The sequence below is a fragment of the Asaia krungthepensis NRIC 0535 genome, from assembly GCF_025995175.1.
In the GTDB taxonomy this organism is placed as follows: Bacteria; Pseudomonadota; Alphaproteobacteria; order Acetobacterales; family Acetobacteraceae; genus Asaia; species Asaia krungthepensis.
Genome location: NZ_BAPV01000012.1, coordinates 104032 through 123053, shown reverse-complemented (window position 1 = coordinate 123053; position 19022 = coordinate 104032). Strand labels below are relative to the sequence as shown.

20 protein-coding genes are annotated in these 19022 nt (G+C 61.4%); 8 read left to right on the top strand and 12 right to left on the bottom strand.

What is annotated here, in order from left to right:
• Nucleotides 1-34 precede the first annotated feature (34 nt).
• Both argE and AA0535_RS08280 read left to right on the top strand, forming a co-directional pair.
• On the top strand, nucleotides 35-1210 hold the full coding sequence (gene argE / locus AA0535_RS08285; RefSeq protein ID WP_264815490.1) for an acetylornithine deacetylase: 1176 nt from the start codon (nucleotides 35-37) through the stop codon (nucleotides 1208-1210).
• Nucleotides 1207-2235, top strand: coding sequence for a M14 family metallopeptidase (locus AA0535_RS08280; protein ID WP_264815489.1), 1029 nt, complete (start codon nucleotides 1207-1209; stop codon nucleotides 2233-2235). Before argE ends, AA0535_RS08280 begins: the two co-directional genes overlap by 4 nt.
• Before the next feature lie 128 nt (nucleotides 2236-2363).
• Here AA0535_RS08280 and glyA read toward each other — a convergent pair whose 3' ends face one another.
• Entirely contained in the window at nucleotides 2364-3671 is a 1308-nt protein-coding gene (glyA, locus tag AA0535_RS08275; RefSeq protein ID WP_373319300.1) for a serine hydroxymethyltransferase, read from the bottom strand.
• 123 nt (nucleotides 3672-3794) lie between these two features.
• Between glyA and AA0535_RS08270 the strand changes: the two genes are divergently transcribed.
• The 3 genes from AA0535_RS08270 to AA0535_RS08260 are packed head-to-tail and all read left to right on the top strand — an operon-like array spanning nucleotide 3795 to nucleotide 6624.
• Nucleotides 3795-5252: an APC family permease gene (locus AA0535_RS08270; RefSeq protein ID WP_264815487.1), complete on the top strand. Its 1458-nt coding sequence runs from the start codon at nucleotides 3795-3797 to the stop codon at nucleotides 5250-5252.
• Nucleotides 5253-5254: 2 nt separating this feature from the next.
• Nucleotides 5255-6253 (top strand): porphobilinogen synthase, encoded by a 999-nt coding sequence (gene hemB, locus AA0535_RS08265; protein ID WP_264815589.1) that lies wholly within the window; start codon nucleotides 5255-5257, stop codon nucleotides 6251-6253.
• Nucleotides 6250-6624 carry a YraN family protein gene (locus tag AA0535_RS08260; protein WP_264815486.1) on the top strand — a complete coding sequence of 125 codons (375 nt, stop codon included), beginning with the start codon at nucleotides 6250-6252 and terminating at the stop codon, nucleotides 6622-6624. Before hemB ends, AA0535_RS08260 begins: the two co-directional genes overlap by 4 nt.
• A gap of 355 nt (nucleotides 6625-6979) precedes the next feature.
• Here the strand turns inward: AA0535_RS08260 and AA0535_RS08255 are convergent, their stop codons facing one another.
• From AA0535_RS08255 to purB, 10 genes are all read right to left on the bottom strand, one after another.
• Nucleotides 6980-7288, bottom strand: coding sequence for a hypothetical protein (locus tag AA0535_RS08255; RefSeq protein ID WP_264815485.1), 309 nt, complete (start codon nucleotides 7286-7288; stop codon nucleotides 6980-6982).
• A gap of 167 nt (nucleotides 7289-7455) precedes the next feature.
• Nucleotides 7456-7791, bottom strand: coding sequence for a Grx4 family monothiol glutaredoxin (gene grxD / locus AA0535_RS08250; protein ID WP_264815483.1), 336 nt, complete (start codon nucleotides 7789-7791; stop codon nucleotides 7456-7458).
• A gap of 103 nt (nucleotides 7792-7894) precedes the next feature.
• Entirely contained in the window at nucleotides 7895-8125 is a 231-nt protein-coding gene (locus tag AA0535_RS08245) for a BolA family protein (protein ID WP_264815482.1), read from the bottom strand.
• A 3-nt stretch (nucleotides 8126-8128) separates the two neighbouring features.
• Nucleotides 8129-10327, bottom strand: coding sequence for a phosphoribosylformylglycinamidine synthase subunit PurL (purL, locus tag AA0535_RS08240; RefSeq protein WP_264815481.1), 2199 nt, complete (start codon nucleotides 10325-10327; stop codon nucleotides 8129-8131).
• A complete protein-coding gene (gene purQ / locus AA0535_RS08235) occupies nucleotides 10324-11025 on the bottom strand; it encodes a phosphoribosylformylglycinamidine synthase subunit PurQ (RefSeq protein WP_264815480.1) in 702 nt (233 codons plus the stop codon). Before purQ ends, purL begins: the two co-directional genes overlap by 4 nt.
• Complete coding sequence (locus AA0535_RS08230; protein WP_264815479.1) at nucleotides 11022-11423, bottom strand: Rap1a/Tai family immunity protein; 402 nt, start codon at nucleotides 11421-11423, stop codon at nucleotides 11022-11024. Before AA0535_RS08230 ends, purQ begins: the two co-directional genes overlap by 4 nt.
• Nucleotides 11420-11662 carry a phosphoribosylformylglycinamidine synthase subunit PurS gene (gene purS, locus AA0535_RS08225; protein WP_127101953.1) on the bottom strand — a complete coding sequence of 81 codons (243 nt, stop codon included), beginning with the start codon at nucleotides 11660-11662 and terminating at the stop codon, nucleotides 11420-11422. The genes AA0535_RS08230 and purS overlap by 4 nt, the downstream gene beginning before the upstream one ends.
• Complete coding sequence (gene purC / locus AA0535_RS08220) at nucleotides 11659-12423, bottom strand: phosphoribosylaminoimidazolesuccinocarboxamide synthase (protein WP_025886165.1); 765 nt, start codon at nucleotides 12421-12423, stop codon at nucleotides 11659-11661. Before purC ends, purS begins: the two co-directional genes overlap by 4 nt.
• 109 nt (nucleotides 12424-12532) lie before the next feature.
• Nucleotides 12533-13921 carry a sugar porter family MFS transporter gene (locus tag AA0535_RS08215; protein WP_264815477.1) on the bottom strand — a complete coding sequence of 463 codons (1389 nt, stop codon included), beginning with the start codon at nucleotides 13919-13921 and terminating at the stop codon, nucleotides 12533-12535.
• A gap of 98 nt (nucleotides 13922-14019) precedes the next feature.
• The gene (purB, locus tag AA0535_RS08210) at nucleotides 14020-15351 is read right to left on the bottom strand and encodes an adenylosuccinate lyase (RefSeq protein WP_264815476.1); all 1332 of its coding nucleotides are present in this window, start codon (nucleotides 15349-15351) and stop codon (nucleotides 14020-14022) included.
• A gap of 148 nt (nucleotides 15352-15499) precedes the next feature.
• Between purB and AA0535_RS08205 the strand changes: the two genes are divergently transcribed.
• Genes AA0535_RS08205 through AA0535_RS08195 form a run of 3 tightly spaced genes read left to right on the top strand, consistent with a single transcriptional unit; the run spans nucleotide 15500 to nucleotide 18531 of the window.
• Nucleotides 15500-16096 (top strand): TerC family protein, encoded by a 597-nt coding sequence (locus AA0535_RS08205; protein ID WP_264815588.1) that lies wholly within the window; start codon nucleotides 15500-15502, stop codon nucleotides 16094-16096.
• Nucleotides 16083-18035 carry a lytic transglycosylase domain-containing protein gene (locus AA0535_RS08200; protein ID WP_264815475.1) on the top strand — a complete coding sequence of 651 codons (1953 nt, stop codon included), beginning with the start codon at nucleotides 16083-16085 and terminating at the stop codon, nucleotides 18033-18035. Before AA0535_RS08205 ends, AA0535_RS08200 begins: the two co-directional genes overlap by 14 nt.
• Complete coding sequence (locus tag AA0535_RS08195) at nucleotides 18028-18531, top strand: CinA family protein (protein ID WP_264815474.1); 504 nt, start codon at nucleotides 18028-18030, stop codon at nucleotides 18529-18531. The genes AA0535_RS08200 and AA0535_RS08195 overlap by 8 nt, the downstream gene beginning before the upstream one ends.
• A 164-nt stretch (nucleotides 18532-18695) precedes the next feature.
• Here AA0535_RS08195 and AA0535_RS08190 read toward each other — a convergent pair whose 3' ends face one another.
• Nucleotides 18696-19010, bottom strand: a complete 315-nt coding sequence (locus AA0535_RS08190) for an antibiotic biosynthesis monooxygenase family protein (RefSeq protein ID WP_264815473.1) — start codon at nucleotides 19008-19010, stop codon at nucleotides 18696-18698.
• Nucleotides 19011-19022 lie beyond the last annotated feature (12 nt).

Genomic DNA, 19022 nt, shown 5'->3' with positions numbered 1-19022 from the left:
AGATTTACGCTGCGGGGGAGCTAAACTCTTCGTTATGAGCTCTCCTCTGGCTGAAACAACGGATATCGTCGCGATTCTGCACAAGCTTGTCGCGTTCGATACGACAAGCCGCCTCCCGAATGCGCCGCTCATCGACTGGATCGCCTCATATCTGGATGATCTCGGCGTGGCCTACATCCGTAATCGCGGCCCCGAAGACGGGAAGTGGAACATCCATGCCATTCTCGGCCCCCAAGTCGCAGGTGGATTGGCGCTCTCGGGTCATGTGGACTGTGTCCCGGTAGACGGCCAGGCCTGGTCACGTGACCCGTTCATCCTGACCGAAGAGGGCGGACGGCTTTACGGGCGTGGCGCGGTCGACATGAAAGGCTTCGTGGCGGCAATGCTCGCTGCGATCCCTTCGCTCCGTGCACAGGAGCTCAGGCGGCCGGTCCATCTGTTCTTCACCTTCGATGAGGAGATCACCTGTAACGGCGCACGATATCTTATCGAGGACGTGCGCTCGCGTGGGTTGATGCCCGATCTCTGCGTGATTGGCGAACCAACCATGCTCGCGCCGATCATAGCCCATAAGGGGCGCTTCACCATACGCGTCGATGTGCGAGGGCGCCCTGCGCACTCGTCACAGCCGGGATTGGGGGCCAATGCCCTCCATGCCATGGGACGGGCCATCGTGGAAATTGCGGATATAGCAGACTCCTTCGAACGGGAGGGGCCCTATGTGACCGGCTTCGAGCCCAGCCATACGACCATGCAGGTTGGCCTTGCCCGTGGCGGGAGCATACTCAACATCGTGCCGGAACAGGCGAGCTTCGAACTGGAGTGGCGCGCCGTTCCCGGCGACACCAACGAAGCGATTTTCGAGCGTCTGCGCGAGCGGCTGGCACCGATCGATGCGGCGCTCCGCCAGGTTGGCGAAGAATGCGGCCTGACCTATACGGCACTTGTCGATCTCCCTCCCCTCGACCTGCCCCCCACCGCACCGCTCGTCTCCCTGCTGCAGCAGATCACGGGGCGCAACACAGCAGGATATGTCTCCTACGGGACCGAAGCAGGCATTTATCAGCAGGCGGGGCTCGACACGATCGTCTGCGGACCCGGCGATATCGCTCAGGCGCACAAGCCCGATGAATGGATCGAACGCGATCAACTGGCACGATGCGAAGCCATGATCGCGCGGCTGGTACGGCAGGTTTGTCTCGCCCCATGAGCTGTGGTGCTTCACCGCGCGACCATCACCCAGTGCGCAGGAAACGCCAGCGTCTGCTCCCTACCCTCGCTTTGCCGCGACGCCTTCCCAGTTTCCCGGTTCTGATCGACAAGCCGGATCTGTCACCCTGGCGAAGCGGGAATAACGGTATCCCTGGTGTGATCGAGCGTGACAGCGGTCATCCAGGCCCCGAGATCACCGTCGTCGCGTTGACCCATGGCAATGAGTTTGCGGGCGCCGTCGCGGCCGATCGGCTCCTGCGCGAGGACATCAGGCCGATCTGCGGTGTGTTGCGGGTCATCTTTGCCAATATGGCAGCATTCGAACGCTTCGACCCCGCCAACCCGACAGCCTCGCGATTCATCGGCGAAGATCTGAACCGTGTCTGGTCCAACGACCGCCTCGCCCACGCCCCAGGCTCGGTCGAGATGGAACGCGCCATCGAGATTCTGCCGGTTATCCGGCGCAGCGACATGTTGCTCGATCTGCATTCCATGCTCTGGGAGTCGACCCCGCTCTTCATCTCTCCCCAGACAGAGCGCTCGATCGCTCTCGCGGGACGGCTCTCCTCCCAGGCGGATACGCCCTTCCTGACCCTGACCGATCTGGGTCATGTGGGGGGCTCCCGACTTATCGAGCATGAGCATTTCCTCTCGGCGGCCTCTCCCGGGCGAAGCGTGCTATTGGAGGCGGGACAGCATTGGCGCCCGGAAACCGTGGAGATCAGCGCAAGGGTCATTCGTCACTTCGTTGAAAATGCCGGCTTCGTTCACTGGGGGATGCGCGGGGAAACAGGCACCGCGCCCAGGCAGGCCATGGTGACCGACAACGTTGTCGCACGCAGCGCCAGTTTCGCCTTCATCGAAGCTTATCAGGGGGGCAGCGTGATTGAAAAAGCGGGAACGCTCATCGCCACGGATGGTGATGACGAGATCTGCACACCCTATGATCACTGTGTGCTGATCATGCCCAATCTGTGCGTGAGACGCGGCCAGCTTGCCGTGAGGCTCGCCCGGCGCCTTTGAACACTACTGGTCCGGGAGCGGATTTAGCGATGGAGAAGGCAGAAAAAAGCCCCGGCAGGGAGAACCCCACCGAGGCGAACACCGAAGCCGGACCATTACAGTAAGGCTTAGCTCGGATATGGCTTAATTCAGGCGCCGGGATACGCAACGTCATAAATGGGGAAGCGGCGGCAGAGCGTTTTCACTTCCTCATGCACGCGCTGCTCGACCGCGTCCTGCTCTGAAGTGCCATAGGCGCTGAGCACCTCATCGATCATACGGGCAATGATGCGGAATTCCTCGACGCCGAAACCGCGCGAGGTGGCGGCCGGACTGCCCAGACGGATGCCGGACGTCACGAAAGGCTTTTCCGGATCGAAGGGAATAGCGTTCTTGTTGGCCGTGATGCCAGCACGCTCAAGAGCGGCCTCGGCAATCTTCCCTGTGACTTTCTTGGGGCGCAGATCGACCAACACCAGGTGGCAATCGGTTCCCCCGGTGACGATGTCGAAACCACGCGCGACAAGTTCTTCGGCGAGCACGCGGGCGTTCTCTGCGACAGCGCCCTGATAGGCCTTGAACTTCTCGCCCTGGGCTTCACCAAAAGCAACCGCCTTGCCCGCGATGACGTGCATCAGCGGGCCGCCCTGCAGACCGGGGAACACGGCTGAGTTCACCTTCTTGGCGATCTCGGCATCATTGGTCAGAACGATACCACCGCGCGGGCCGCGCAGGGTCTTGTGCGTAGTGCTGGTCACGATATGGGCGTGGGGGACTGGGCTCGGGAAAAGACCGGCTGCGACCAGCCCTGCGAAATGCGCCATATCTACCATGAGATAAGCGCCAACCTCATCGGCGATGCGACGGAAGCGTGCGAAATCGATATGGCGCGGGTAAGCAGAACCACCGGCCACGATAATGGTCGGCTTGTGCTCGCGCGCGAGACGCTCCATTTCCTCGTAGTCGAGCGTACCATCCTCGGCGCGTACCCCGTACTGTACGGCGTTGAACCATTTGCCGGAATAGTTGGGCGCCGCGCCATGGGTCAGGTGACCACCGGCAGCAAGGCTCATGCCCAGCACGGTATCGCCCGGCTTGCCAAGGGCCATGAAGGCGGCCTGATTGGCATTCGCGCCGGAATGGGGCTGCACATTGGCAAATTCGACGCCGAACAGCGCCTTGATGCGCTCAATGGCCAGATTCTCAACGCGGTCCACGTCCACACAGCCGCCGTAATAGCGCTTGCCGGGGAGTCCTTCGGCGTATTTGTTCGTCAGGACCGAGCCTTGTGCCTCGAGCACGGCAAAAGACGTGATGTTCTCGGACGCGATCAGTTCGATCCCGTCCTGCTGACGTACGAGTTCGGCGTTGAGAATGGCGGCCACCTCAGGGTCGGCTTCGTTGAGGCCGCGGTGAAAGAAATCGTGCTGGGCGGACATGTTCTCGCGAGGGCTCATTCTTTTCTCTCCCAGAGGGGGCGCACAGACGCACAAAATGGCGTATCACGAACGCCAATATCCCAGATTTCCCCCCGCCGCCAACCCGTTTAGCGCGGGCGAGACGTTTTAGAGGAAGACTGAATGGCCGAGCCCCTCGCTGCCCTGTGGCGGCGTAAACCGATCGATATTGCCCCTGACGAACATGCTGAACACGGGCTTCATCGTGTCATCGGGCCGTTTTCGCTGATTGCTCTCGGGGTCGGAACAACCGTGGGCGCGGGGCTTTTCTCGCTGACCGGTATTGCGGCAGCCCATAATGCGGGGCCAGCCGTCATCCTCGCCTTCATCGTGGCGGCCATTGCCTGCGGCTTTGCGGCATTCTGTTATGCCGAGCTGGCGAGCATGATCCCCGCGGCGGGCTCAGCCTATTCCTACGCCTATGCAACACTTGGTGAACTGGTCGCCTGGATCATCGGCTGGGATCTCGTCCTCGAATATACTGTGGGTGCGGCAGCCGTAGCCTCGAGCTGGTCGAGCTATCTGGCGTCCATACTGGGCCAATGGAACCTCCACCCCGACCCACGCTGGATGGCCTCACCGATGACCATGGTCACCCTTCCCGATGGCAGCTCGGCCCATGGATGGATCAATCTCCCCGCCATGGCAGCGCTGGTTGTCATCGTGCTCATGCTGCTACGCGGCATCACGGAATCGACGCGTATCAACGCGGTGGTGGTCGTGCTCAAGCTGGCCGTCGTCGGGGCGTTCGTTGTGTTCTGCACACCCTATATCCAGAGCGCCCATTATGCGCCGTTCATCCCGCCCAATACCGGCGAGTTCGGACATTTCGGCGTGTCCGGCATCATGCGCGCGGCAGGCATGATCTTTTTCGCCTATCTCGGCTTCGACATCATTGCCACGACGGCGCAGGAAGCCCGAAATCCGGGTCGCACAATGCCGGTGGGCATTCTGGGCAGTCTGGCGATCTGCACGGTCATCTATATCGCCTTCGCTCTGGTTCTGACCGGTGTGGTCGATTACCGTCAGATGGAGAATGACGGCAGCCCGGTCGCAACCGCCATCGACGTGACCCATCTGTTCTGGCTTCAGGGCGCGCTCAAATTCAGCATCCTGTTCGGCTATATTTCCGTATTGATGGGGCTCCTCATGGGGCAGGTGCGCGTATTCTACGCCATGTCCCATGACGGGCTTCTTCCTGCCATTTTTGGCAGACTCAGCCCGCGTACCCGAGCGCCTGCCGTCTCCCACCTTATCTTTCTGGTGGTGACATGTTTGCTTGCGGGGCTCGTTCCGATCTCCGTGCTCGGCAACATGACCTCGATCGGCACGCTCCTTGCCTTCGTGCTGGTCTGTGTGGGCGTGCTCATCCTGCGTGTGCGCGAACCGGAGCGGCCGCGCATTTTCAAGGCGCCGGGCGGGCTGGTAATGCCGATATGCGGCATTCTGAGCTGTGCAGCCGTCATGCTGTCCCTTGACGGACTGACCTGGCTGCGGCTGGTTCTCTGGCTGGGCGCGGGGCTGTTTGTTTACGCCGCCTATGGGATCAAGAAGAGCAAACTCACCTCGAAGGAGATGTGATGATGATCACCGGGGCATTCCCAACAACGAGGCCGCGTCGCAACCGTTTCGACGGCTTCACGCGTCGCCTGGTGGCTGAGACCACGCTGACCACCGACAACCTGATCTGGCCGATCTTTGTCTGTGACGGCCAGAACCAGCGCAGTGAGGTGGCTTCCATGCCCGGCGTCGCGCGCGTCAGCGTCGATCTGCTCGAGGCGCATCTGAGCGAAGCTGTCGGATTGGGCATTCCCGCGATCGCCCTCTTTCCGATCACCCCCACCGATATACGCGATGCCACAGGTCGCGAGGCCACAAATCCGGACAACCTGATGTGTCGGGCGGCACGGGAGATCAAACGTCTCTTCCCCGACCTTGGTCTGGTGGGAGACGTAGCCCTGGACCCCTACACCGATCACGGCCATGACGGCCTTATCGAGAACGGGTATGTGGTCAATGACGCGTCGGTAGAGATACTGGCATTGCAGGCGCTCAACCAGGCCGCGGCCGGGATCGACATCATCGCCCCGTCAGACATGATGGACGGACGTATCGGCGCAATCCGCACGGCGCTGGACAAGGCGGGCCATGAACATGTGCGCATCATGTCCTACGCTGCAAAATATGCCTCTGCTTTTTATGGGCCGTTCAGGGATGCGCTCGGCTCCGGAGGGCTCCTGAAAGGCGACAAGAAGACTTATCAGATGGACCCTGCCAATAGCGACGAAGCCCTGCGTGAGGTCGCCCAGGACCTGCAGGAAGGCGCCGACATGGTGATGGTCAAGCCAGGAATGCCCTATCTCGATATCATCAGGCGCGTCCGTGACAATTTTGCAGTGCCGACATTCGCCTACCAGGTCTCAGGCGAATACGCGATGATGATGGCGGCCATCCAGAATGGCTGGCTCGACCGCGACCGTGCCATTCTGGAGAGCCTGCTGGCGTTCCGACGGGCCGGATGTAATGGCATCCTCACCTATTTCGCGGTTGAGGCGGCGCGGCTTCTGAACTCAAAGCTGTGACTTCTACCCGCCATATGCGCGGAAGTGCCGCTCATGCGGCGGGTAAGGAAGCGGAAAGTCATGCCTGTGCGCTCATCGCGCAGCATGGCTTCAGCATTATGGCCAGACGCTGCCGGACGCCCCTTGGGGAGATTGATGTGGTAGCCGCCTCCCCCACCACGCTGATCTTCGTCGAGGTCAAGCAGCGCAGATCCCTTACGGAAGCGGCATTTGCTCTGGCCCCTGCACAGCAGCGTAGGGTTCTGCAGGCAGCTGATTTTCTGATCCACACACGCCCCGAATGGCACAGAGAGGCTATGCGGATCGATCTGATCATGCGTGACGAGCAGGGGAAACTGGAATGGCGCAAGGACGTCTTGCGTGCGTTCTGAGGAACGCTGAGAACGCACCAGTCCATCCAAAATGCAAACGCGGGGCGTGGTATCGTCCCAGCCATGACCTGGCCGCAAAATTGATCGGCTGAGGCCACAGAGCATGGGGGTCACTCAGCAGGCGTTTTCGACGTATTGATCGTTTCCGCAGGGGAAGAGTCATTGATCGTGCCTGACTGGGAGCGTCACGAAACGTCCGCTCATTCTTATAGAGGCACCAGCCACCCCACGAGGCCCCACTTCCAAGGGGCAAAGACTCGCCTCTGCTCAGAAGCGCGGGGCACGACCTTAACGCATATGAAGACGTCAGGCGCTGCGGGAAGCGCCTCGAACCGCTATATCAGGGAAAGGGAAATCAACCGTGGCGACGGGCGTGATGGCTCTTGGCGCTCGCCGGCGCCTTGGCATGATAAACAACCGTGTGAACCAGGGCACTACGCGACTGACCGACGCTGCGGTGCGATGCGACCTGATGAACAGTGACGCTGTGATGAGAATGGGAAGCGGCGGGGCGGTGATAGACCGGGGTGGCGGTCAGGGCGTCGAGCGTCAGCTTGGACGCTTCCCAATCGGTGATCTCTCTTGCACTTGCACCGTGCGAAGCGAAAGCAGCTCCTGCGGCGATGACTGAAGTGGCAAGCTTGAGAACCGAGAGACGCCGCATTTTTACTTCCCTTTGAATGACCTAGGGACAGGTTATGCGGGAGAAATAAGGAGCAACAAGGGGCGTTTGGAGATAATTTTCACTCCATCGGAGCGCGTTGCAGTTCTGCCACAGTTTGGGTCAAAACCATGGCAGAATGCAGAATTTATGGCCTAATCAAGGCAGGATCACGCCACTTTCTTGGCGATGTTCTTCTCTTCGAAAAGAGACTCCAGTTCGCCGCTCTGGAACATGTCCGTCACGATGTCACAGCCACCGATGAACTCGCCCTTGACGTAGAGCTGCGGAACCGTCGGCCACTGCGAGAAATCCTTGATGCCCTGACGCATTTCAGCGCTGGCCAGAACATTGGCGGTCTCAAAATCCACGCCCATATGGCCGAGGATCTGCACAACGCGTGCCGAGAATCCGCATTGCGGGAACAGCTTGTCACCCTTCATGAAAAGCATGACGGGGTTGGAATCGATCAGCTGCTGGATCTGCTGGAAAACGGCTTCAGCCATGGGTCTCTCCTGTGCGCAAAACGCGCTGGGTCTATCGTCGTGAGATTATAGACCCAACCGGTCTCTATTGTCAGGGGGTTAATATACGGGCGTAGTCAGCGCCTCAGGGTGTCTGGGTCTTCAGAGCCAGCGCATGCAGCTCCGTACCCATACGCCCCCCAAAGGCGTCATAAACCAGCTTGTGCTGGCGCACCCGTGGCAGCCCCGCAAAAGCGGAGCTGGTCACGGTGGCAGCATAATGATCGCCATCCCCGGCGAGATCATGGATCTCAATCTTGGCGTCAGGCAGGGCAGCCTTGATCGTACGCTCGATTTCCTCAGCACTCATCGGCATGGGTCAGCGCTCCATCAGCTTGGGGAAGAACTCGGCATTGACCTTGCGCATACGCTCGGCCGAGAGCGACATACCATCGGTCAGAACCAGAGCATCACCCCCCGTGCGACCCAGATGGCGCACAGGAACATGGGCCTTCTCTGCCGCATCGATCAGGGCCGCAGCGTGCTTGGTGGCAATCACGTAGCAGGCCTGATCCTCACCGAAATAGAAGGCGTGCAGGCTCGTGCCATAATGTGGCTTGTCAAGATGACACCCTACGCCACTGGCCATGACCATCTCTGCAACAGTAACCAGCAAGCCCCCATCGGCGATGTCGTGACAGGCCTCGACGCGCCCTTCCCCGATCATCTTGCGTACGAAGTCGCCGTTGCGGCGCTCAGCATGAAGATCGATGACGGGCGGGGCGCCGTCTTCGCGGTGACAGATCTCGCGCAACCAGAGCGACTGACCGAGTTCGCCGCGGATTTCACCGATCAGCACAAGCTCGCAGTGCTCGGGCATGCCAAGACCGATGGCCTTGCTTACATCGTCGATCACACCGATCGCGCCAATGGCGGGGGTCGGCAGGATCGGCTGCGACAGACCACTCGGATGGCTCGTCTGGTTATAGAGCGAGACATTGCCGCTCACGACCGGGAAGTCGAGCGCACGGCAGGCTTCGCCCATGCCCTTGATGGCATCGGCAAACTGACCCATGATTTCCGGCTTCTCGGGATTGCCGAAATTCAGGTTATCCGTCACGGCCAGAGGCAGGGCACCTGTTGCCGTGATATTGCGCCATGCTTCCGCGACCGCCTGAGCGCCACCTGCATGAGGATCGGCCTGACAATAGCGCGGGGTACAATCCGTGGTCATGGCAAGACCGCGCTTCGTGCCCTCAACGCGCACGATGGCGGCGTCAGCTGCGCCAGGACGGCGTGCGGTCTGGCCCCCCACACCGCTGTCATACTGGTTCCACACCCAGGCGCGCGAGGCGAGATCCGGGCAGGCCAGCAGGGTCAGCAGGGCGTGTTCCACCCCCGCGGGATCGGCCACCGTACCCAGACGACCCGGCTTTTCTGCATGGGTCATCGGGCGGTGATAGAGAGGCGCCTCATCAGCGAGCGGCGCCAGCGGGATATCGGCTTCCGTCTTGCCAAGATGCTTGACCGTAATATGCGCCGTGTCGGTCAGCACGCCCACGATCGCGAAATCGAGGTCCCACTTCTCGAAAATGGCACGGGCCACGTCGGTGCGTTCGGGCTTGAGCACCATGAGCATACGCTCCTGGCTCTCGGACAGCATCATCTCATAGGCCGTCATGCCGGTTTCGCGCTGCGGCACCTTGTCCAGATCGAGCTCGATACCCACCCCGCCCTTGCCTGCCATTTCAACGGCAGAGGAGGTCAGACCGGCTGCGCCCATGTCCTGAATAGCCACAATCGCGTCGGTCGCCATCAGTTCGAGGCATGCCTCGATCAGCAGCTTCTCGGTGAACGGGTCGCCCACCTGCACTGTCGGGCGCTTCGAGGCCGCGTGTTCATCGAATTCCGCCGACGACATGGTGGCACCATGGATGCCATCACGCCCGGTCTTGGAGCCGACATAGACCACCGGATTCCCGATCCCGGCAGCGGCCGAGAGGAAGATGCGATCCTGACGGGCGATGCCCACCGTCATGGCGTTGACGAGCGGGTTGCCATTATAGGCCGGATGGAAATTGATTTCGCCACCGACCGTGGGCACGCCCACGCAATTGCCATAGCCACCAATCCCGCGGACGACGCCATCGATCACACGCTGCGTCACCGGAAGAGACGGATCGCCGAAGCGCAACGCGTTCAGGTTGGCGACGGGGCGCGCACCCATGGTGAAGACATCACGCAGGATGCCGCCCACACCTGTCGCCGCACCCTGATAGGGCTCGATGAAGGAAGGATGATTATGGCTCTCCATCTTGAAGACGGCGGCGAGCCCGTCACCGATATCGACCACACCGGCATTCTCACCCGGACCATGGATCACCCAGGGAGCCGTCGTCGGCAGGGTCTTGAGATGCACGCGTGAGGATTTGTAGGAACAATGCTCGGACCACATGACCGAGAAGATGCCGAGCTCTGTCAGGCTCGGCACGCGGCCCATGATGTCCAGAACCTTCTGGTATTCCTCAGCGGAGAGACCGAAGCGGGCGGCGAGTTCAGCGTTGACGATCATGCTCATGCGACGAGACTCTTCACCAGACCCGAGAACAGCGGCACGCCATCTGTCGCGCCAAGATCGGGATCGACCAGGTTTTCAGGATGGGGCATCAGACCGCAGACGCGCTTATTGGCGCTCAGGATGCCCGCGATCGAGCGCTGGCTGCCATTGGGATTGCTCAAGCGATTGGCGGCATCGAGCGTGCCTTGCGCACAGACATAGCGGAAGGCCACGCGGTCCTCGCCCTCAAGGCGGTCAAGTTCGGCTTCGGAAGCCGTGTAATTGCCATCGCCATGAGCGAGAGGCGCACGGAACACATCGCCCTTCGCCCAGTCGCGCGTGAAAGCCGTATCCTGCGTTTCAACACGCAGGAACCCGTCCTGCGAGAGAAACCGCATCCCGGCATTGCGCAACAGCGCTCCGGGCAGAAGCTGGGCTTCGGTCAGGATCTGGAAGCCGTTGCAAACGCCCAGCACATACCCGCCCCGTTCGGCGAAGGCACGAACCTCACGCAGGATGGGCGAGTGCGCGCCCATGGCGCCCGAACGCAGATAATCGCCGAAGCTGAACCCGCCTGGCAGGACGATCAGATCGAGATCAGGCAGGCTGGTGTCACGATGCCAGAGCATGGTGGGCGCCTTGCCGCTGACGAGACGGAGCGCCTGCTCCATGTCGCGCTCACGGTTCGTGCCGGGGAAAACGACGATACCGGCCTTCATGGCTTTCCTCCCTGGCCCGAACACGGATAGGCCTCGTGCAGAGCAGCGAATACGGATTTGCCAACCGGGAATTTCAGCACGTCCTGATGGCTTTTCAGCCAGGACAGGACCTTGCCACGTATGGCATCCGTCGTTTCGGCATCCGGCACGCAGAACCCGACAACGGCCGCGCCATCGCCAGAGCTTTTGGCGTTCAGGGCAGATAACGCCCCTGAATCGGCCATGCCCGCGATATAGGCGTCGCACACGGCCTTGCCCTGCGGCTTGGAGCAGATGGCGCCGAAACGACCCGCCTGCATGGAAGAGAGGCGATGCTCATCGGCCTGAGCCGTACCGGCCAGACCGCCCACGGGCAGCGCAAGAGCGACTACCGCCAGAAGAGCCAGCTTGCGGATCATCCAACGACCTCGACGGCAAAATCCTCGATCACGAGATTGGCGAGGAGTTCACGCGCCATGGCCTCACCCTGGGCGAGAGCCTTTTCGCGGTCGTCAGTCGCGATCTCGAGCTCCATGGTCTTGCCCACGCGCACTTCACCGACATTGGCAAAGCCCAGCACCTCAAGGGCGTGACCGATGGCCTTGCCCTGGGGATCGAGCACGCCTTCCTTCAGCATGACATTGACGCGAATTTTCATTGCATGACCTCCGGTCCTTTGAGATCGCCATTGCCTGCCTCAGGCAGAATTCCAAGGCGGCGGGCGACTTCCTGATACGCTTCCTCGACACGGCCCATATCCCGGCGGAAACGGTCCTTGTCGAGCTTCTCGCTCGTCTTGGTGTCCCACAGGCGGCAATTATCGGGAGAGATTTCATCGGCGAGAACGATACGCATCTCGTCATTTTCCCACAGACGGCCGAATTCCAGCTTGAAATCGACAAGCTGGATGCCGATCCCCTGAAACATACCGGTGAGAAAATCATTGGTGCGCAGGGCGTAGGCATTGATCTCATCGAGATCCTGGGCATTGGCCCAACCGAATGCCGTGACATGCTCTTCCGACACCATGGGGTCGTTCAGCGCATCGTTCTTGTAGTAATATTCAAGAATGGAGCGGGGCAGACGCGTCCCTTCCGCGAGGCCAAGACGCTTGGCGATCGAGCCCGCTGCAACATTGCGGACCACCACTTCGAGGGGGATGATCTCGACTTCGCGGATCAGCTGCTCGCGCATGTTGAGGCGGCGAACGAAATGCGTCGGAATGCCAATTTCATGCAGCCGGAGCATCAGGTGCTCGCTGATCCGATTGTTCAGCACGCCCTTGCCGGTGATGATGCCCTTCTTCACGCCATTGCCGGCGGAGGCGTCATCCTTGAAATACTGCACGAGCGTGCCGGGCTCGGGCCCCTCGAACAGGATCTTGGCTTTTCCTTCATAGAGCTGACGACGGCGTGCCATGACGATCTTTCAAAAACGGTGAACGGCGTTGTCCCGCATATAGCAGCGGAGCAACGCCGTTCATACCCATGATCGTCCCGGTCTTTACGACCGGGAGATGCGCCGGAGCTTACTGTGCGGCGGCAGCCTTTTCATGGGCAACCGGTGCGAAAGTGCCGTTGCGCAGGGAAGCCTCGAGTTCCTCGAGCGAGCGACCGCGCGTTTCGGGCACATAGCGCAGCACGAAGAAGAAGGAGACAGCGTTCACGGCTGCAAACAGCCAGAACGTGCCGCCTGCACCCAGCGCCTTCACCATGCTGAGCGTGGTGAGCGAGATGATCAGATCAGCGCCCCAATGGCTGGCTGCGACAAGGCTCATGCCCGTGCCACGGCAGGAAAGCGGAAACACTTCTGCTCCCACGAGCCAGATGGCCACCGAGAGACTGCCCACGTTGAACACGACGTAGCCGACGACGGCAGCAGCGGTCACGAAAGCGCCCCAGCCATGAGTCTGGCCGGTGAAGAACATGAAGCCAAGCAGGACGAGAGACACAACGGCCCCCGGGATCAGGCGAAGCATCAGGGTGCGACGGCCCCAGGCATCGACTGCCCAGCCACCGAACGCCACCGTACCAACCATGGACACGCCGACAGCAACCGAGGTCAGCAGCGCGGAAGACTGGCCGAATCCGGCATCGGCGAAGATGGTCGGCGCATAATACATCACGGCGTTGATACCCGTGAGCTGGCAGAGAAGAGCGATACCAACGGCGGCGATGGTAGCCGGGCGGACCCAGGGCTTGAACACTTCGGAAAGCGGCGCCTTCTCGTCATGCTGGTCCTGGATTTCCTGCAATTCGCGATCGGCTTCGGCATCCGTACGACGCACGCTGCGCAGAACCTGACGCGCGCGTTCGAATTCGCCCTGCATGGCCAGCCAGCGCGGGCTGTTAGGCAGGAACAGCATACCGACAAACAGGATCACGGCCGGGATCACACCCAGACCGAACATCAGACGCCAGGAGTAATCCTGCAGGACATAGCCGGTGATGAACGAGATCAGCTGGCCGAAAGCAATGGCGAACTGGAACGCGACCACGAGCGAGCCGCGACGCTCGGGAGGGGCGATCTCGGCAATATAGATCGGTACGATCTGTGAAGACGCGCCAATTGCCAGACCGAGGATCAGGCGGGCGAAAGTCAGGACGGCAACAGAATGCGCAAAGGTGACAATCACGGTGCCGATCAGGAACAGCGTGGCCGCCGCAATGATCGTGCGGCGGCGACCAAGCTTATCAGAGAGCGGCGCGGCACTGATGCACCCGATAAGGGCGCCGAGGATGACGGCCGAGGTCACGATCTCGGCGCTTTCCGTGGTCAGCTGGAACTGGGGGGTGAGCTGAAGCAGCGCCGCCGAGATGATGCCGGTGTCATAACCGAAAAGGAGACCACCGGTCGCCGCAATCACGGCGATAAAGTTAGTGAGTGCATGCCCTCGCGGGCGCGGTGTGGAAGCCATTGGTGAGCTTTCGTCCTGATCCAGGTGAACGTGCTTGAGATTACAAACACGTTACTTCCACACTATGCCCCCACAAGGTCAACACACAATGTGGGAAGTTAACCAAAAATCTTGTCATAGATGCGGTCTACCGCAACAAGATGTCGTGTGCTGTCCATGGCCTCATCCAGCACCGTCGAGTCCACGCGACCGGCAACCTCCGGGTCCTGCTCCAGATTCTCACGGAAGCTGCGACCATCGGGCGCGCCCAGCTTCGTCCACGTCTCCATCGCGTTACGCTGAACGATGCGATAGGCGTCCTCCCGCGAGATGCCCGAGCGCGCGAGGGCGAGCAGCACCTCCCCGGAATGGACCACGCCACCCAGCGATTCGAGATTGGCCATCATGCGCTCCGGATAGACCACGAGCTTGTCCATCATCCCGGCCAGACGCATCAGGGCAAAATCGAGCCCTACCGTCGCATCCGGACCGATATTCCGTTCGACGGAGGAGTGGCTGATATCGCGCTCATGCCACAGAGCAACGTTCTCAAGTGCCGGTACGACATGCGACCGCACCAGACGCGCCAGACCCGTCAGGTTCTCGGAGAGCACCGGGTTGCGCTTGTGCGGCATGGCCGAGCTGCCCTTCTGGCCCGGATGGAAGAATTCCTCTGCCTCGCGCACTTCCGAACGCTGCAGATGACGCACCTCAACAGCCAGACGCTCGATACCGCTGGCGATCACGCCCAGGGCGCAGAAGAACGCGGCATGACGGTCACGGGGAATGACCTGGGTTGAAACGTCCTCGGCCGCCAGCCCCAGACGAGCCGCAACGAATTCCTCCACGCGCGGGTCGATATGCGCATAGGTGCCGACCGCACCCGAAATGGCACAGATCGCGATCTCCTTGCGGGCCACGAGCAGACGCTCGCGGTTGCGCGCGAACTCGGCATAATGTCCGGCGATCTTGAGACCAAAGCTCGTGGGCTCGGCGTGAATGGCGTGCGAGCGCCCGATCGTGACCGTATTCTTGTGCGCGAAAGCCTGCTTCTTCAATGCAGCCAGAACCGCATCGATATCTTTCAGCAGAAGATCGGTCGCCTGCACGAGCTGCACCGAGAAACACGTGTCGAGCACGTCGGAGGAGGTCATGCCCAGATGCACGAAACGGCTCTCGGGACCGATCTTCTCGGCCAGCCAAGTCAGAAACGCGATCACATCGTGACGGGTCACGGCCTCGATCTCGTCAATCCGCGCGACATCGGCGTCCGAGAAAGCCGCCATGGCGGCATCGCCGCGCTCACGGATGACTGCAGCCGCCTCTTTCGGCATGTCGCCCAGTTCGGCCATCGCCTCGCAGGCCAGAGCCTCGATTTCGAACCAGATACGGTAGCGATTGGTGGGTGACCAGATGGCGGTCATTTCGGGGCGGCTGTAGCGAGGTACCATGGCTTGGCTCCTGGAATCTCTGGGACACGAATTGCGCTCCTCTTACCTCAACTCGGCGCGCGCGAATACCGTCCTTGTCATCCCGCTCAATTGCGCTGCCCCGAGGCTTTCTCTAGGCTTTCGCCGATCTATCGAATTGGAGGATGATGTGGCGCCTGATCTCACCTGGCATGCCCTGATCGCGCTCGCCCAGGTTGTCATGATCGATATCACCCTCGCCGGAGACAATGCGGTGGTGATCGGCATGGTCGTCCGCGGTCTGCCTGCAGCCCAGAGACGCAAGGCGATCATCGTCGGCGTAGCAAGCGCGGCGCTCATGCGGATCGTGCTTGCGCTTGTCGCATCGAAACTTCTGGCCGTGATCGGTCTCACCCTTGCAGGCGGGCTGCTCCTGCTCTGGGTGTGCTGGAAAATGTATCAGGAGATGCGTCACCCGGAGGTGGCCGAGGGAGAGGCGAAATCGGGCACACTCGGCCAGGCCATTTTCCGCATCATCCTCGCCGATCTCTCCATGAGTCTCGATAATGTCCTGGCAGTAGCCGGTGCCTCGCTGGGCCACCCATACGTGCTTGTGACTGGTCTCGCTTTTTCGGTCGTGCTGATGGGGGTGGCGGCAACACTCGTTGCACGGCTGCTCGAACGCTATCGCTGGATCGCGTGGTTCGGCCTGGCAATCGTCGCGTTCGTTGCGTGCGAACTGATCTACAAGGGAAGTATCGAGGTGGTCCATCATGTCGCGGGTTAAGTCTCTCCTCCTGGCTGGCACCTTCCTTCTCCTCGGCGGTTGTTCGTCCCAGGCGCAGGAACCAGAAAATGCCGTCCCGGCAAGCGAGACTCTGATTTCCGCCGAGACCACTCAGGACGCCCCTGCCCCGGCGGTCCCGACGCGCATCGACAATGTCGCGACCAGACTCGACATGTGGCTCGCGCTGGTACAGGCCAGCACACCCCCTTCGGCGCGCGCCTATGCCGATTTCCTGGACATCACGCCGGTCTGGCCTGAACGTGGCACCATGATGGCACGCTATCAGGCCGCACTCGCCACGCGTGCGAGCGACGCGGAGCTGCCGCAGCTCTGCCCGCGCGAGCCCCTCACGAATGTTCAGGCATTCATACGGTGTGCAACCCTCCTCCCGGACGCCGCCAGCCAGGCGAGGCGTATCTGGCGCAATGGCGCCGATCGCGAGACGGACCTGAGCCTGATCCTTGCGGAATACAGTGCATCACTCACACAGGATGACCACTGGGCCCGCTTCCAGCGCCAACTGCGCACAAGGCAATTCTCGGCGGCAAACAGGCAGATAGCCCTGCTGGCCCCTGACAGACAGGCGCGGGCGAGTACCCTCATCGCTCTCGCCTCCAACGCGCCGGATGCCGAGGTTCAGTTCGTCTCACTGCCTCCTTCACTTCAGTCAGACCCGCAGATACTTCTCGCCCGGCTGCGACAGATGCGGCGTTCGGGTGATCTCGCGGGCGCCTATGCACTCTGGCGCTCCAGCGGCTATGCGGTGCAAAAAAATACCCCCTCGCCGGAATGGACGACGGAACGGCTTGGTCTGGCCCGTGCCCTGCTGATGCAGGGTTCGGTTCCCGAAGCCCGCGATCTGGCGGACGATGTGACGCTTGGGCCTGCTGTCACTGCGGGCCTCGAGGCCCGTTTCCTGCGTGGCTGGATCGACCTGCGCTTCCTCAAAAAACCCTCCCAGGCCCGCGAGGCCTTCGCGCCTCTCACAAAGCAAAGCAGCCTCATCACCAGAAGCCGGGGCTGGTACTGGCTTGGCCGCACCTATGCTGCAGAGGGCAACACGGCACAGGCCAGCAATGCGTATCGTCAGGCGGCGGCGATGCCCACCACCTATTACGGTCAGCTTGCGCTGGCAGCTCTGGCGGGACGGGAAGATACACTCCTGCCCGATGGTGGCGATGTTCCCGGCCTCGACAACGCGCTCAGGACCCTGCCCTCTCTTTCATCGGGACCCGTCTCGCGCGCCGATCTGGTCGAGGCAGCACGCCTGCTGCATGAGCGTGGCGATGACGACCACGCCCGCGAATTCCTGATGCTGGGCTACAGTCAGGTCCAGGATGCGCCGGGTCAGGCCGCTCTCGCGCGCTTTGCCCTCTCAATCGATTCCTTTGAGCCTGCCGTTTTCGCGGCGCGCCGCACCGGCCGTCTCGGCTCCGCACTCTATCCTGAAGGCTGGCCGGTGCTTGACGCCGCGCAGGCGGAGGGCGATGCCCTGCCGCGCGGCCTTGCGCTGGGTGTAGCGCGGCAGGAGAGCAGCTTCGATGCGCATGTGGTCAGCCCGGCCAAGGCGATCGGCCTGATGCAGCTCCAGACCGGCACGGCAAAGGACGTGGCACGTCGCGGCGGCCTGGCAGGGCTGGATACCAGCGCCAGCGGTCTGCGCGATCCGGCAACGAACCTCACCCTCGGTCGTACCTATCTGGCACAGCTTCTGGCTCGGTTTGACAACGTCGTGCCACTTGTCCTGTCTGCCTATAATGCGGGACCCCATCGCACCGATCAGTGGCTGGCAAGCCTGCCCTTGCCGCAACCCCTGACACAGGACGGCCTCATCGACTGGATCGAGAGCCTGCCCTATGAGGAGACTCGCTCCTATATTCAGCGCGTGGAGGAAAACATGGCCCTTTATCGCGTCCTGGAGGCCGGCAACCATGGCTGACAACACCCTCATGACCCCGGATCTGATCGACAAGGCGTCGCAGGTTCTTTCATGGCTGCGCGGCCGGGGGGAGAAACTGGTCACAGCAGAGAGCTGCACGGGCGGTCTCATTGCTGCCACCCTCACCGCGCTTGCCGGGTCATCAGATGTGATCGAGGGAGGCGTCGTGACCTATTCGAACGCGATGAAAATAGCGACGCTGGGTGTATCGGCGTCAACGCTCGAGCGTCATGGGGCGGTCAGTGAGGCAACAGCGACTGAAATGGCCATGGGGGCCCTGGGCTGTGCGGAGGAGGCAACCATCGCCGTTGCAGTTACCGGCATTGCCGGGCCCGGGGGCGGAACGGCAGATAAACCCGTTGGCACGGTTTGTCTGTGTCTGATGCACGGCACGCATAATCCGGTGCTCGAAACCGCTCATTTCGCCGGAGACCGCGAAGCCGTACGCCACGCCACGGTAGAGCGTATCTTCGACCTGATTCTGACCAAAATCTGACCCCACCTGGGAGGTCAGCGGCGGAGTTACTTCGAAGGATCGGCTCTGGCCGATAGAATGCCAATGCCAATGCCAATGCCGCATCCCTGGCACCTCGCCCGGGGGACTCTCGCTGCGGTTTCCACGGCGTCGTGCGAAACGAGCCTGGAAACCGCGGGCGTAACTCAGTTATCGATGTGCTGAACCACCTCAAAGCCTTCGAATACCGGCGGTCCGAGTGTCAGGGGCTTGTTACCGCCCGCACCGGCATGGGCCTTGCGGAACTGCTCTGACTGGGTCCAGTCCTTGAACGCCTCCCGTGATTTCCAGATCGTGTGCGAGGACCACAGGATATGGTCATCCTTTACCGGGCCGCGCAGGAGCGAGAAAGAGACGAAGCCGGGTACGGTTGTCAGCAACACCTCGCGATCGAGCCAGCGCTGGCGGAATGCCTCTTCGCTCTCGGGGAGGACCTGAAACCTGTTCATTGCGATATACATCGACGATACCTT

Excerpts from the sequence above, each read along its gene's own strand:
- glyA (WP_373319300.1), bottom strand. The coding sequence starts at position 3,671 with ATGAGCCCTCGCGAGAACATGTCCGCCCAGCACGATTTCTTTCACCGC.
- hemB (WP_264815589.1), top strand. The coding sequence starts at position 5,255 with ATGATCACCGGGGCATTCCCAACAACGAGGCCGCGTCGCAACCGTTTC.
- AA0535_RS08270 (WP_264815487.1), top strand. The coding sequence starts at position 3,795 with ATGGCCGAGCCCCTCGCTGCCCTGTGGCGGCGTAAACCGATCGATATT.
- purQ (WP_264815480.1), bottom strand. The coding sequence starts at position 11,025 with ATGAAGGCCGGTATCGTCGTTTTCCCCGGCACGAACCGTGAGCGCGAC.
- AA0535_RS08190 (WP_264815473.1), bottom strand. The coding sequence starts at position 19,010 with ATGTATATCGCAATGAACAGGTTTCAGGTCCTCCCCGAGAGCGAAGAG.
- AA0535_RS08195 (WP_264815474.1), top strand. The coding sequence starts at position 18,028 with ATGGCTGACAACACCCTCATGACCCCGGATCTGATCGACAAGGCGTCG.
- argE (WP_264815490.1), top strand. The coding sequence starts at position 35 with ATGAGCTCTCCTCTGGCTGAAACAACGGATATCGTCGCGATTCTGCAC.
- purS (WP_127101953.1), bottom strand. The coding sequence starts at position 11,662 with ATGAAAATTCGCGTCAATGTCATGCTGAAGGAAGGCGTGCTCGATCCC.
- AA0535_RS08245 (WP_264815482.1), bottom strand. The coding sequence starts at position 8,125 with ATGCCGATGAGTGCTGAGGAAATCGAGCGTACGATCAAGGCTGCCCTG.
- purB (WP_264815476.1), bottom strand. The coding sequence starts at position 15,351 with ATGGTACCTCGCTACAGCCGCCCCGAAATGACCGCCATCTGGTCACCC.
- AA0535_RS08230 (WP_264815479.1), bottom strand. The coding sequence starts at position 11,423 with ATGATCCGCAAGCTGGCTCTTCTGGCGGTAGTCGCTCTTGCGCTGCCC.
- purC (WP_025886165.1), bottom strand. The coding sequence starts at position 12,423 with ATGGCACGCCGTCGTCAGCTCTATGAAGGAAAAGCCAAGATCCTGTTC.
- grxD (WP_264815483.1), bottom strand. The coding sequence starts at position 7,791 with ATGGCTGAAGCCGTTTTCCAGCAGATCCAGCAGCTGATCGATTCCAAC.
- AA0535_RS08280 (WP_264815489.1), top strand. The coding sequence starts at position 1,207 with ATGAGCTGTGGTGCTTCACCGCGCGACCATCACCCAGTGCGCAGGAAA.
- AA0535_RS08215 (WP_264815477.1), bottom strand. The coding sequence starts at position 13,921 with ATGGCTTCCACACCGCGCCCGCGAGGGCATGCACTCACTAACTTTATC.
- AA0535_RS08255 (WP_264815485.1), bottom strand. The coding sequence starts at position 7,288 with ATGCGGCGTCTCTCGGTTCTCAAGCTTGCCACTTCAGTCATCGCCGCA.
- AA0535_RS08200 (WP_264815475.1), top strand. The coding sequence starts at position 16,083 with ATGTCGCGGGTTAAGTCTCTCCTCCTGGCTGGCACCTTCCTTCTCCTC.
- purL (WP_264815481.1), bottom strand. The coding sequence starts at position 10,327 with ATGAGCATGATCGTCAACGCTGAACTCGCCGCCCGCTTCGGTCTCTCC.